The sequence below is a fragment of the Elstera litoralis genome (assembly GCF_000963705.1).
GTDB lineage: Bacteria > Pseudomonadota > Alphaproteobacteria > Elsterales > Elsteraceae > Elstera > Elstera litoralis.
This window is the reverse complement of the sequence record NZ_LAJY01000006.1, coordinates 1-12,056: the sequence shown is the minus strand read 5'-3', so window position 1 is coordinate 12,056 and position 12,056 is coordinate 1. Positions and strand designations below refer to the sequence as shown.

Genomic DNA, 12,056 nt, shown 5'->3' with positions numbered 1-12,056 from the left:
TCCGCCCTCAGGAAATTGCGGTTATTGAGGTCAATCAGCATGTCATCGCCGTCTCTGACACAAGCAGAAAATTGAACGACTGTCCGGTGGTTATCGACGATTTCCTGGGTCGAGACACCCAAGATTATCTGTTGGAATACGTTGTCGCAAAGGAGCATGAATTTAAGGAGTCAACTATTACAAACCCTAAAACAGGAGAAGATTTTATTGACGTTAAATCACGTTCATCAAAAATTCTTTCAAGAATTCCTGAAATTAAAATTTTGATTTCGGAAAAAATTCGAGATCACATTAAAGGATTAGCTCTGCATGATTTGGTCGACGAAGAATTTAAATATTCTGGATTTGAGTGCCAAATCACAGCCCACTCAGATGGATCCTTTTTCAAAAATCATAGGGACGATATTGGTGGAAAAAATGAGAGCCGATTCATAAGTTATGTTTATTATTTTAATAAAGAACCAAAATTATTTTCTGGTGGTTATTTAAAAATAACACCCGATGAGAAAAATTATTCTAAAAAAATCCTAATAGAACCCCGAAACAATAGAATTGTATTTTTTAAGAGCCATCTATATCATGAGGTTCTTCCAGTTGAAATACCAACAGATATTTTTTCAGCTTCTCGCTTCACACTTAATGGTTGGTTACATCGGCCATTATGAGTGTCTTCGCCATCCAAAGCCGTTCCCACCTAAAGCCGTTCCCACCTAAAGCCGGGCCTTCGTACTGCGCGGCGTCGCCAGCAATAAGCTCGTTTCGCTGCCGGTAATGCCGGGGATCAGGCGAATGCGGCGCAAGACGTTATCGAAATCGGTCAAGGTGGCCGCCCCCAGTTCCACCACCAGATCCCAGCGGCCATTCGTCGTGTGGATTTCCGAGACCTCGGCGAACCCCCCCAAGGCGCGGATCACCCGGTCGCCCATCTGCCCTTCGATTTCGACCATCATGATGCCACGTACCGGCAGTTCCACCGCGTCCGCCCGCAGGATGACCGTATAGCCGAGCACCGCGCCGCTGAGCTCCAGCCGTTCCATCCGGGCGCGAACCGTGGCGCGCGAGGCCCCCAGTTCCAAGGCTAAATCCGACACACTGCGCCGCCCGTTATGGCGCAGCAGCGTGATGAGCCGTTCGTCCAATTGATCCATATCTATCCATTTCGGCAGTTCAATTTACCAATTTGGTCAATATTATCATGATTTTTGCCAATCTCCTGTGTTCACTATGCCAGTCGGGGATGCTCCAATAGGGAGGTTCACCAGCAAGGCAGCGCTTCCATGACCGATACCCCCCTCACCTGCAAAATTCTGGCGGTCCCCGTACAAGAAGGGGCTGGGCGCTTGGGCTGCGAGATGGGGCCTGCCGCCTTTCGTGCCGCCGGGCTTGCGGGCGCCATTACCGAACTTGGCCATAGCGTGCACGATCTCGGCACGCTGATGCCCGCCCAACCGCGCGATCTGCATCACCCGAACCCGGCGCTAAAAGCCCTGCCGGAGGTAGTGGCCTGGATCGAAGCCCTCACCGAGGCGGCCTATACGGCCAGCGCCGACGGCTTCCCCATTTTCGTCGGCGGCGATCACTCGCTGGCCGCAGGCACAATCCCCGGCCTTGCCCGCCGGGCCGAAGACCAGGGCCGCCCGTTCTTCGTGCTGTGGCTCGACGCCCACCCGGATTTCCATACGCTCGAATCGACCACCAGCGGCCATTTGCACGGAACGCCGGTGGCCTATTTCACGGGGCTGAAGAGCTTTGAGGGTGTGTTCCCACCGCTGCAAACTATCGTCGATCCAAAGAATGTGTGCATGATGGGTATCCGGTCCGTCGATGCCGCCGAGCGCGCCGCCCTGCGCGATACGGACATCACCATTCACGATATGCGCGCGATTGACGATTACGGCATTGCGCCGCTGCTCAATGCGTTCTTAAAGCGGGTTCAGGATGCCAACGGCCTGCTGCACGTCAGCTTCGATGTGGATTTTCTCGACCCCTCCATCGCCCCCGGCGTTGGCACCCCCGTTCAGGGTGGCCCAACGATGCGCGAAGCCCATCTGTTGATGGAAATGCTGCACGAGAGTGGGCGCGTCAGCAGCCTCGACCTTGTGGAACTGAACCCCTTCCTCGACGAGCGCGGTCGCACGGCAACGCTGATGGTCGATCTCGTCGGCAGCCTGATGGGCCGCTCCATTCTCGACCGCTCGAAAGGCCCTTACCAATGACCCGCGCCCCCGACCTCAACCTCGTTCCCTTCGTTTCGGTCGATCACATGATGAAGCTGGTGCTGACGATTGGGACCGAGCGCTTCCTGACCGAATTGGCGGGCTATATCGAGGAGGATTTTAAGCGCTGGGAGAGTTTCGATAAAACCGCGCGCGTCGCCGCCCACTCGCTCGACGGCGTGATCGAATTGATGCCGACCAGCGACGGCACCCTCTACGGCTTCAAATACGTCAACGGCCACCCGAAAAACATCAAGGATGGACGGCAGACCGTCACCGCCTTCGGTGTGCTGGCCGATGTCGCCACCGGCTACCCGGTTCTGATGACCGAAATGACCATTCTCACGGCCTTACGCACCGCCGCTATGTCCGCCGTCGCCGCCAAATATCTCGCCCCCAAGGGCTCGGAGACGATGGCGATTATCGGCAATGGCGCGCAGTCGGAGTTTCAGGCGATGGCCTTCAAGGCCATTCTGGGCATCAAAAAGCTGCGCCTATACGATATCGACCCAGTCGCGACCGAAAAATGCGCGCGCAACCTCGCCGGGGCCGGGTTCGAGATCGTCAAATGCACGTCGGCCCAGGACGCGGTGGAAGGCGCGCAGATCATCACCACCGTCACCGCCGACAAGCAATATGCCACCATCCTGACCGACAATATGGTCGGAACCGGCGTGCATATTAACGCGGTCGGCGGCGACTGCCCCGGCAAGACCGAACTCCACAAGGATATCCTCACGCGGTCCGATATTTTCGTCGAATATCCGCCGCAAACGCGCATCGAAGGCGAAATCCAACAACTTCCCGCCGACTACCCGGTCATCGAACTGTGGGAAGTGATGCTCGGGCACACCCAAGGACGGCGCGATCCGCAGCAAATCACCCTGTTCGATTCGGTCGGTTTCGCTATCGAAGATTTCTCGGCCCTGCGCTATGTGCGCGACCGGCTCAAAGCCACCGGCCTCTATGTCGATCTCGACCTGCTAGCCGACCCCGACGAGCCGCGCGACCTGTTCGGCATGCTGCTGCGGCATCAGGCCGCGATGGTCTGATCCTCGCCTCGTCCCTAGATCGAGTGTCTTCTGGCTCCAGTGGGTTCCCACTGGAGCCTTTTTTGTATGCAATTTAACGAAACGTCTATTTTTTAATCTATTTCATATTTTTTGCATACAATTTCGCCGCTCGCCCGACCGAATAACACACTCAACCCATTGAAAAAAAGCCATCTCCGCCCCTGGCATACAAGTTGCTGATAGGATTCCAGCGTTTAGTAAATCTCAGCAGAAAAGGGCCGAAGAGATGGATATGAAGCAGATCAGCCGCCGGTCGATCCTCAAAAGCACCGCCCTCGGGGCCTTAGGCGTCGCGGCGGGCGGGTTGCCGTTCCGGGAGGCGCAGGCGGCGGGGCTGACCATTGGGATCATCTATGTCGGCCCGCGCGACGATTTCGGCTGGAACCAAGCCCATGCGGTCGGCGCACAGGCGCTCAAAGCCGTGCCCGGCGTGACCGTCATCGAAGAAGAAAATGTGCCCGAAACCGTCGCCGTGCAAAAGACGATGGAATCGATGATTAACCTCGATGGCGCAAAGCTGATCTTCGCTACCTCCTTCGGCTACTTCGACCCGCATATGGTTGAAATGGCGAAGAAATATCCCGCCGTCGAATTCCGCCACGCCGTCGGGCTGTGGCAGCCCGATAAGCACCCGAAGAACGCGGGCAGCTACTTCGGTTATATCGATCAAGCCCATTACGTCGATGGCGTCGCGGCGGGGCTGTCGACCAAGAGCAATAAGCTCGGCTTCATCGCCGCCAAACCCATCGGCACGGTGATCCGCAATATCAACTCCTTCCTGCTCGGCGCGCGCAAAACCAACCCGAACGCCACCGTTCAAGTGATTTTCACGGGCGACTGGTCCCTGCCCGTACGCGAAGCCGAAGCCACCAATGCGCTGGTCGATGCTGGCTGCGATGTCATCACCTGCCACGTCGATAGCCCGAAAGTCGTGATCCAGACCGCCGAAAAGCGCGGCGTGAAGACCTGTGGCCATAACGCCAATCAAGGCCCCCTCGCCCCGAAAGGCTTCATCACCGGCGCGGAATATAAGTGGGAAACCATCTATAAGCAGTTCGCCGCCTCCCTCGCCAAAGGCGAAAAACTGCCGAACTTCGTGCGCGGCGGCTTCGATCTCGATTACGTCCAAAACACCGCCTTCGGGGCAGGCGCATCGCCCGAAGCCATCAAAGCCGCAACCGAAGCCAAAGCCGCGCTCGTCGCCAAAACCCCCATCTACGTCGGCCCGCTCAAAGACAATAAGGGCAAGGAAATCGTCGGCGCGGGCAAAAGCCTCGATAATTACGACGCCGGGCTGGAGAACAGCAATTACCTGCTCGACGGCGTAATCGGGTCGCTGACCTAGTCGAGGCGCTGCCTCGACGCTCCGCTTAAGGGGCGGTCGCCCCTTAAGAATCCCTTTTTCTGGTCCTGAAATTGCTTTGGAACTCCGAGCGCTTCGGTATCAGGAAAATGGGATTACCAAGGGGCAAGCCCCTTGGTTGGGGGTTCGGGGGCAAAGCCCCTGAATGTTCACACACCGACAGGAGACGCCGATGGCCGTGCGGCTGGATCACTGGAGAACCCGCAGCGAGTATGTAGTGATGCCGTTGGGCGCGCTGCTGGTCTCGGCGTTGTTGTTTTCGCTGTTTTTATGGGCGCTGGGCAAATCTCCGGCGGATTTTTTCGCGTTGATCTGGCGCGGCGGGTTCGGGACGTGGTTTTCGATCCAGAATGCCTTGCTGCGCGCCGCCCCGCTGATTCTGACGGCGCTGTGCGTGGCTTTGCCTGCGCGGCTGGGGCTGGTGATAATCGGCGGCGAAGGAGCGCTGGTGATCGGCGGACTTGCCTGTGCGATTGTGGCGCTGCCGGTTGCGGGCGTTTGGCCCGGTTGGGCGGTGATCGTTCTGATGGCGCTGGTGGCAGCGCTGGCAGGCGGCGTCTGGATCGGGATTATCGGCGCGCTGCGGGCATTTCGCGGCGTGAATGAGACGATTGCCGGGCTGCTGATGGCCTATATCGCCATCGCCATTTTGAATTTTTCGGTGGAGGGGCCGTTCCGCGACCCCGCCAGCCAGAACAAGCCCTCCACCTTTCCGCTGCCGCCCGAGGCGATGGTCGGGCCGATTCCGGGGTTGGAAGTCCATTGGGGCCTCGTCGTGGGCGCGCTGCTCTGTGTTGGCTTCTATGTGCTGATCGATCACACGACGGTCGGCTTCGCCGCGCGGGTAACGGGCGGCAATATGCGCGCTGCCAAAGCCCAAGGGCTACCGGTTGGGAAACTCATCATTGGCTTTTCGATGCTCGCGGGGGCGGCGGCCGGATTGGCGGGCTTCTTTGAAGTTGCCGCGATCCACGGGCGGGCAAATGCTTCGCTGGCGGCGGGCTATGGGTTCACCGGCATTCTGGTGGCCTTTCTCGCCCGGCATAATCCTGTGGCGATTTTGCCCGTCGCCCTGTTGTTCGGCGGGATTGCCGCCAGCGGCGGTCTCATTCAACGCCGCATGGGCCTGCCCGATGCCACGGTTCTGCTGATGCAGGGGGTGATTTTCGTCACCTTGCTCGCGAGCGAAACCCTTTATGGCCGCCTGCCCTTCTTCCGCCCCACAGGCCACAGGAGCGCCGCCCGATGAGTCAAGATCCGGGACTTTGGACCGTTCTACTCGCGATGATCGCCGGGGCGATCCGCGTCTCGACGCCGTTTCTGTTCGTCTCCTTGGGCGAATGCCTGACGGAGAAAAGCGGGCGCATCAATCTGGGGCTGGAAGGCACGCTGATTTTCGGCGCGATGAGCGCTTACGCCACCGCCTACACAACCGGCTCGCCCTGGCTCGGCGTGCTGGTCGCGGGGTTTGCCGGCCTCAGCCTCGGCGTGCTGCACGGGCTGTTGTGCAATCTGCCGCGCATCAACGATGTGGCGGTGGGGATTGCGCTGATGCTGTTCGGCACCGGCCTCGCCTTCTTTTTCGGAAAACCTTTCATTCAACCTGCCGCGCCGCGCCTGCCGGGGATTCCCTTAGGCGATTGGACCGGCAATCCCGCCATCGCCTCGGCACTCGACATCAACCCGCTCTTCTTCGTCGGCGCGGGGCTAGCGCTGGTAATGGCCTGGGGGTTTAAGACGACGCGCTGGGGCCTGATCGTCCGCATGGTCGGCGATAGTGCGGCGGCGGCGCGGGCGATGGGCTATTCGTTGGGGCAGGTGCGCCTGATCTGCACCGCCTTGGGCGGGTTCCTCTCGGGAATCGGCGGCTCCTTCCTCTCGCTCTCCTATCCGGGGAGTTGGAACGAGGGCCTATCGTCCGGGCAAGGCTTGATCGCCGTTGCCCTGGTGATCTTCGCGCGCTGGAATCCCTTACGCTGCTTCGTCGCCGCGCTGCTATTCGGCGGCGCGGGCGCACTCGGCCCGGCGCTGCAATCCATCGGTATCAGCCAGGGGTATTACCTCTTCAATGCCGCGCCTTACATTCTGACGCTGCTCATCATGATCGCCTCGGTCTCGCCGAAACGCAGCCTGAAGGATGCGCCGAGCGAGCTTTCCATTACGCGCTAGTATCGGAGATTCCCATGCCTTTGATTGCCTCCGCTCCTTACGAATGGCCCTGGAACGCCGATTTGCGCCCACAGAATACCGCGCTGATCGTCATCGATATGCAGACCGATTTCTGCGGCACAGGCGGCTATGTCGATACGATGGGCTATGATCTGTCGCTGACCCGCGCGCCGATTGAGCCGATCAAGCGGCTGCTGGCGGCGATGCGCGCCAAGGGCTATTTCATCATCCACACCCGCGAAGGCCACCGCCCGGATCTGTCTGATCTGCCGCCGAACAAGCGCTGGCGCTCGCAGCAGATCGGCGCGGGCATTGGTGATGCGGGGCCGTGCGGGCGGATTTTGGTGCGCGGTGAGCCCGGCTGGGAGATTATCCCCGACCTTGCACCGCTGCCCGGCGAAGTGATTATCGATAAGCCCGGCAAAGGCAGCTTCTGTGCCACCGATTTGGACCTTATCCTGCGCCAGCAAGGCATCGCCAACATCATTCTGACGGGCATCACCACCGATGTCTGCGTTCATACCACCATGCGCGAGGCCAATGACCGGGGCTATGAATGCCTGCTGCTGGAAGATTGCTGCGGCGCGACCGACCATAGCAACCACCTCGCCGCGCTGAGCATGGTGAAAATGCAGGGCGGCGTCTTCGGCGCGGTCGCCTCCTCCGAAGCCTTACTGGCGGCCCTGCCATGACGGGCCGCGCCCTTAGTATTGACATTCTCGGCATGGGCAAGCGCTTCGGCGCGTTCCAGGCGCTCGACGGTGTCTCGCTTTCCGTTCCCGCAGGCTCCTTTCATGCCTTGCTAGGCGAAAACGGCGCGGGCAAATCGACCCTGGTGAAATGCCTGATGGGCTTCTACCAGCCCGACGGCGGCGAAATCCTGCTCGACGGCAAGCAGGTGACGATTGCGACGCCGCGCGAGGCGCGGGCGCTCGCCATCGGCATGGTCTACCAGCATTTCACCCTGGTGCCGTCGCTGACCGGCGCGGAAAATCTGGTGATGGCGCGCGCCGATGTGCCGCTGGTGGTCGATTGGGCCAAGGAAACCCGTGCGCTGAATGATTTCCTCGACCGTATGCCCTTCCGCGTGCCGCTCGATACACCCTTGTCCGGGCTTGCCGCCGGGCAGAAGCAGAAGCTGGAGATTCTGAAGCAACTTTACCTCAATCAGCGCTTTCTGATTCTCGATGAGCCGACCTCCGTGCTCACCCCGGATGAGGCGACGGAAATCCTCGGGCTGCTGCGCGGCATGACCCAGGCGGGCGACCTCACCGTTCTGATGATTACCCATAAGTTCCGCGAAGTGACGGAGTTTTGCGACGGCGTCACCGTGCTGCGCCGGGGGAAAAAAAAAAGTTGGCGGCGGTTTGGTATCGGAGCTTTCGACCGACGCGATGGCAAAGCTGATGATCGGTGAAACCCAGGTGCCAAAACGCGCCGCGCGGGTCGATCACGGGGCAACCCCTATCGCGGTCGATCTTGTCGCGCTTTATGGTGATGGCGACGACGGCTTACCGGCGGTGAAGGAACTTGATCTAAAGGTGCACGAAGGCGAAATTCTCGGGCTCGCCGGGGTTTCGGGCAACGGGCAGGTGGAACTGTTGGAAATCCTCGCCGGGCAACGGCCCCTCGCCGACGGGCGGATTTTCGTCCAAGGCAAGCCCTTTACCCCCAAACGCGCCGAAATGGACCTGATGAAGGTCTTCAGCCTGCCCGAAGAGCCGCTGAAAAACGCCACCGCCCCGCGCATGAGCGTAGCGGAAAATCTGGCGTTTCGCAGTTTCGATAAGGCTCCCTTGGCCAAGGCCCGCTGGTTCTTGTCGGGCACAGAAATCCGGGCCAAGGCCGAAAGCCTGATCGAGCGCTATAATATCCGCACCCGCTCCCCCGAAACGCCGATGGAGGCGCTGTCGGGCGGCAATGTCCAGCGGGCGGTGCTGGCGCGCGAAATTTCCGGCGATGTGGCGGTGCTGGTGGTAGCGAACCCCTGCTTCGGGCTCGATTTCGCCTCGGTCGCCGATATTCGCGGGCAGTTGCTGGCCTTACGCAACAAGGGCACCGCGATTTTGCTGATTTCCGAAGATCTCGATGAGATTTTGGAACTCTCGGACCGTATCGCCGTGATGTCCGAAGGCCATATCACCTATCTCGCCCCCGCTGCTGAGGCCGACCGCACCGCTATCGGTCACGCAATGGCGGGACATTGAGGATCGCTCATGATTGATATTCCCGCCGAACCCGGCCCGTTTCCGCTCGATCCCGCCGCCGTTGCGCTGATCGTCATCGATATGCAGCGCGATTTCGTTGAGCCCGGTGGTTTTGGCGCGAGTTTGGGGAATGACGTGTCGCGCCTGACGGCCATCATTCCGGCCGTGGCCGATTTGATCGGCCTGTTCCGTCAAAAGGGCTGGCCGGTCATCCATACGCGCGAATCGCACCTGCCCGACCTGTCGGACTGCCCACCCGCGAAACGGTTGCGCGGTAAACCGAGCTTACGCATCGGCGATCCGGGGCCGATGGGCCGGATTCTGGTGCGCGGCGAGCCGGGCAATCAGATCGTCGATGGCTGCGCGCCGCTGCCGGGGGAAGTGGTGATCGATAAGCCCGGTAAGGGGGCCTTCTACAAAACCAACCTCGATGCGCTATTGATGCAAACCGGCATTCGCCAGTTGGTCTTCGCCGGGGTCACGACCGAGGTGTGCGTGCAAACCTCGATGCGCGAGGCCAATGATCGCGGCTTCGAGTGTTTGCTGGTGGAGGAAGCCACCGAAAGCTATTTCCCCGAGTTCAAGGCGGCGACACTGGCCATGATCCACGCCCAGGGCGGCATCGTCGGCTGGACCTGCACCCTGCCCGCCCTTCAGAAAGCGGTCGCGCCATGAGTGTTGCTCCCATTGAAGCGGAAGTCCGCGCCCTGTTCGAAGCCTATGAAGACGCGCTGATGCGCAACGATGTGGCGGCGATGGATGCCGTCTTCTGGGACTCGCCCGAGGTGGTGCGCTATGGCGTCGGCGAGATTCACTATGGCATCGACGCGGTGAAAGCCTGGCGGGCAACGGCAACCCCCGTTCCGCCGGGCCGGGCGCGGGAGCAAACGCGCGTCACCGCCCTCACGGAAACCTGCGTACTGGTCTCGACCTTGTTTCGCTATCCGGGGGTTCCGGGGCAGATCGGGCGGCAGAGCCAGACCTGGGCGAAGCTGCCGGAAGGCTGGCGCATCGTCCATGCCCATGTCAGTTCTATTCCCGATTCCGGGCTGTAACCGGATGATGTTAAACCTATCGCAATGCGTCAGAAAAAACGGACGATTAGGATGACCGGCCTTCGCTCCTCTGCCCGGCGTGGCACCCGCGCCGAAGATTTGCGCCAGCAGCTCGCGGACGAAATCGTGCGCGGCATTCTCGCGCCCGGCACCGCCCTGGACGAAACCGAACTGGCCGGGCGCTTCGGCGTGTCCCGAACTCCGGTGCGCGAGGCCATTCGCCTGCTCGGCGCGAGTGGACTGGTGGAAACCCGCCAGCACCGCAGCGCCCTCGTCGCCCGCCCGTCGCAAGAACAATTGGCGGCAATGTTCACGGTGATGGCCGATCTCGAAGCCCTTTGCGCCGGCTATGCCGCCGTCTCGATGACGGCGCGGGAGCGGCGCGCGCTCGAAACCTTGCACCGTGCGATGGCTCCCCTCGTGCGCGAGGGCGACCCGCAGCAGTTCCACGAGGCCAATGTGGAGTTCCACGCGCTGATTTATGCCGGAAGCCATAATCCGTATCTGGCGGAACTGACCGCGATGACGCGCTCGCGCCTGTCGCCCTTCCGGCGCGCGCAGTTCCGCACCTTGGGGCGTCTCTCGCGCTCCTATGGCGAGCACGAGTTGGTCGTCGATGCCATTCTGAAAGGCGATCAAACCACCGCCGCCGCTGCGATGCTGGGGCATATCGGCACCGTGGAGCAGGCCTATTTGCAGTATGTGGATACGGAGACGGCAACCGCCGCCTCCGCTTAACCCCTATTTCCGCTGCGCGAGATACGCCCGCCAGCCGCCGAAGGCCGAAATATCGTCGGCCCCATGCGTCGCTTCGGCTTCGACGAGAAACCCGAGCGGTGTCGAACCATCGGCGAGCTTCACCCGGCCGAGGCCGAGCGGCGCGGCAATCTGGGCGGCAAACGCCCCGAGGGCTGTACTCGGCAGGGACCAAACTTCGACGGCAATCGCCGCCCCTGCCGCGACGCGCAGCAGACCAGGCTTCGGCGGAACGGTTCCCGGCAGGGCAAACAGCCGATACTCCGGCAGGGTTTCGAGCGTGCGGACCAAGTACCCGCCGAGGTCGGTCAATTGCCCATTGAGGGGCAAGCCGGAGAGATGCGCACCGACAACGGCGACCTCGATACGCGCCTCCTTCGGCGCGGCGGGCAGCGGGGCAAGCGCGGGGAGCGTTTCCCCCGTCCCGCCCATCGGCAGGCCCGACGCGGCCTGAATCTGCCGCCCGAGTGATAGCAGCCGCGCATCCTGCCCCGCCGGGGCAATCAGGGTGACGCTGCCGGGCAAACCATCCGCCCGCGCCGAGGACGGCACCGCCAGCGCGCAAAGATCGAGCAAATTGACGAAATTGGTATAGGTGCCGAGGTTGGAGTTTAGCCGCACCGGATCGGCCAGCACCTGTGCCACCGTATAGGGGCGCGGCATGGTCGGCACGACCAGCAGGTCGATGTCGTTCCAGACGGGTTCGGTCGCGCGCTTCAAGTCGGCGAGCTTGTAGAGCGCTTCAAAGACCTGCGGCGCATCGAACTTGCGGGCGTTTTCGATAATCCCGCGCGTGACCGGGTGGATCACCTCCGGCGTGGTTTCGATCAAACCGCGCAAGGCGGCATAGCGTTCCGCCACCCAGGGGCCTTCATAGAGCAACCGGGCGACGGCATAGAAAGGCTCCAGATCGACCTCGACCAAGCGGACCCCAAAGGCGGACAGCGCGGCACAATCGGCCGTGAAAGCCGCCGCCGCCGCCGCGTCGCCGAAAAACTCCCGGCTGCCGGGGGTCGGAATCCCAACGCGCAAACCCGGCTGAACCCCGCCAGGGGTGCCAAGGGGTATCGGGCGGGCATAGGCGTCGGCAGCATCATAGCCTGCCAGAATGCTATAGACCGTCCAAGCGTCGTCGGCGGTCAGCGCGAAGACCGAAATCGTATCGAGTGTGCGGCACGCGGGCACCATGCCGCACGCCGAGACCGCCCCCAGGGTCG

The 12,056-nt window shown here is 61.1% G+C and carries 14 protein-coding genes; 12 read left to right on the top strand and 2 right to left on the bottom strand.

From position 1 onward, the window contains the following. Positions 1-665, top strand: a 665-nt coding sequence (locus VZ95_RS22590) for a 2OG-Fe(II) oxygenase (RefSeq protein WP_198148006.1), incomplete at its 5' end; no start/stop codon positions are given. Between the two features lie 45 nt (positions 666-710). Here the strand turns inward: VZ95_RS22590 and VZ95_RS00400 are convergent. Further along, complete coding sequence (locus tag VZ95_RS00400) at positions 711-1,148, bottom strand: Lrp/AsnC family transcriptional regulator (RefSeq protein WP_045774128.1); 438 nt, start codon at positions 1,146-1,148, stop codon at positions 711-713. Between the two features lie 129 nt (positions 1,149-1,277). Between VZ95_RS00400 and rocF the strand changes: the two genes are divergently transcribed. From rocF to VZ95_RS00350, 11 genes are all read left to right on the top strand, one after another. Then, complete coding sequence (gene rocF, locus VZ95_RS00395; protein WP_045774127.1) at positions 1,278-2,216, top strand: arginase; 939 nt, start codon at positions 1,278-1,280, stop codon at positions 2,214-2,216. Further along, on the top strand, positions 2,213-3,268 hold the full coding sequence (locus VZ95_RS00390) for an ornithine cyclodeaminase (RefSeq protein ID WP_045774126.1): 1,056 nt from the start codon (positions 2,213-2,215) through the stop codon (positions 3,266-3,268). Before rocF ends, VZ95_RS00390 begins: the two co-directional genes overlap by 4 nt. 253 nt (positions 3,269-3,521) lie before the next feature. After that, complete coding sequence (locus tag VZ95_RS00385) at positions 3,522-4,634, top strand: BMP family ABC transporter substrate-binding protein (RefSeq protein ID WP_232302414.1); 1,113 nt, start codon at positions 3,522-3,524, stop codon at positions 4,632-4,634. A gap of 190 nt (positions 4,635-4,824) precedes the next feature. Further along, on the top strand, positions 4,825-5,901 hold the full coding sequence (locus VZ95_RS00380) for an ABC transporter permease (protein ID WP_198148005.1): 1,077 nt from the start codon (positions 4,825-4,827) through the stop codon (positions 5,899-5,901). Beyond that, positions 5,898-6,821: an ABC transporter permease gene (locus VZ95_RS00375; RefSeq protein WP_045774123.1), complete on the top strand. Its 924-nt coding sequence runs from the start codon at positions 5,898-5,900 to the stop codon at positions 6,819-6,821. The genes VZ95_RS00380 and VZ95_RS00375 overlap by 4 nt, the downstream gene beginning before the upstream one ends. A gap of 14 nt (positions 6,822-6,835) precedes the next feature. Then, positions 6,836-7,513 carry a biuret amidohydrolase gene (biuH, locus tag VZ95_RS00370; RefSeq protein WP_156994916.1) on the top strand — a complete coding sequence of 226 codons (678 nt, stop codon included), beginning with the start codon at positions 6,836-6,838 and terminating at the stop codon, positions 7,511-7,513. Next, the gene (locus VZ95_RS24880; RefSeq protein WP_198148004.1) at positions 7,510-8,238 is read left to right on the top strand and encodes an ATP-binding cassette domain-containing protein; all 729 of its coding nucleotides are present in this window, start codon (positions 7,510-7,512) and stop codon (positions 8,236-8,238) included. Before biuH ends, VZ95_RS24880 begins: the two co-directional genes overlap by 4 nt. Next, the gene (locus VZ95_RS24875) at positions 8,189-9,028 is read left to right on the top strand and encodes an ATP-binding cassette domain-containing protein (RefSeq protein WP_198148003.1); all 840 of its coding nucleotides are present in this window, start codon (positions 8,189-8,191) and stop codon (positions 9,026-9,028) included. Before VZ95_RS24880 ends, VZ95_RS24875 begins: the two co-directional genes overlap by 50 nt. Before the next feature lie 9 nt (positions 9,029-9,037). Then, positions 9,038-9,703, top strand: a complete 666-nt coding sequence (locus tag VZ95_RS00360) for a cysteine hydrolase family protein (RefSeq protein WP_045774122.1) — start codon at positions 9,038-9,040, stop codon at positions 9,701-9,703. After that, positions 9,700-10,083: an AtzH-like domain-containing protein gene (locus VZ95_RS00355; protein WP_045774121.1), complete on the top strand. Its 384-nt coding sequence runs from the start codon at positions 9,700-9,702 to the stop codon at positions 10,081-10,083. Before VZ95_RS00360 ends, VZ95_RS00355 begins: the two co-directional genes overlap by 4 nt. A 51-nt stretch (positions 10,084-10,134) precedes the next feature. Beyond that, entirely contained in the window at positions 10,135-10,821 is a 687-nt protein-coding gene (locus tag VZ95_RS00350; RefSeq protein WP_052711345.1) for a GntR family transcriptional regulator, read from the top strand. Positions 10,822-10,824: 3 nt separating this feature from the next. Here VZ95_RS00350 and VZ95_RS00345 read toward each other — a convergent pair. Then, on the bottom strand, positions 10,825-12,056 hold a 1,232-nt coding region (locus VZ95_RS00345), incomplete at its 5' end, for an allophanate hydrolase (protein WP_045774119.1).

Excerpts from the sequence above, each read along its gene's own strand:
- VZ95_RS00400 (WP_045774128.1), bottom strand. The coding sequence starts at position 1,148 with ATGGATCAATTGGACGAACGGCTCATCACGCTGCTGCGCCATAACGGG.
- rocF (WP_045774127.1), top strand. The coding sequence starts at position 1,278 with ATGACCGATACCCCCCTCACCTGCAAAATTCTGGCGGTCCCCGTACAA.
- VZ95_RS00390 (WP_045774126.1), top strand. The coding sequence starts at position 2,213 with ATGACCCGCGCCCCCGACCTCAACCTCGTTCCCTTCGTTTCGGTCGAT.
- VZ95_RS00385 (WP_232302414.1), top strand. The coding sequence starts at position 3,522 with ATGAAGCAGATCAGCCGCCGGTCGATCCTCAAAAGCACCGCCCTCGGG.
- VZ95_RS00380 (WP_198148005.1), top strand. The coding sequence starts at position 4,825 with ATGGCCGTGCGGCTGGATCACTGGAGAACCCGCAGCGAGTATGTAGTG.
- VZ95_RS00375 (WP_045774123.1), top strand. The coding sequence starts at position 5,898 with ATGAGTCAAGATCCGGGACTTTGGACCGTTCTACTCGCGATGATCGCC.
- biuH (WP_156994916.1), top strand. The coding sequence starts at position 6,836 with ATGCCTTTGATTGCCTCCGCTCCTTACGAATGGCCCTGGAACGCCGAT.
- VZ95_RS24880 (WP_198148004.1), top strand. The coding sequence starts at position 7,510 with ATGACGGGCCGCGCCCTTAGTATTGACATTCTCGGCATGGGCAAGCGC.
- VZ95_RS00360 (WP_045774122.1), top strand. The coding sequence starts at position 9,038 with ATGATTGATATTCCCGCCGAACCCGGCCCGTTTCCGCTCGATCCCGCC.
- VZ95_RS00355 (WP_045774121.1), top strand. The coding sequence starts at position 9,700 with ATGAGTGTTGCTCCCATTGAAGCGGAAGTCCGCGCCCTGTTCGAAGCC.
- VZ95_RS00350 (WP_052711345.1), top strand. The coding sequence starts at position 10,135 with ATGACCGGCCTTCGCTCCTCTGCCCGGCGTGGCACCCGCGCCGAAGAT.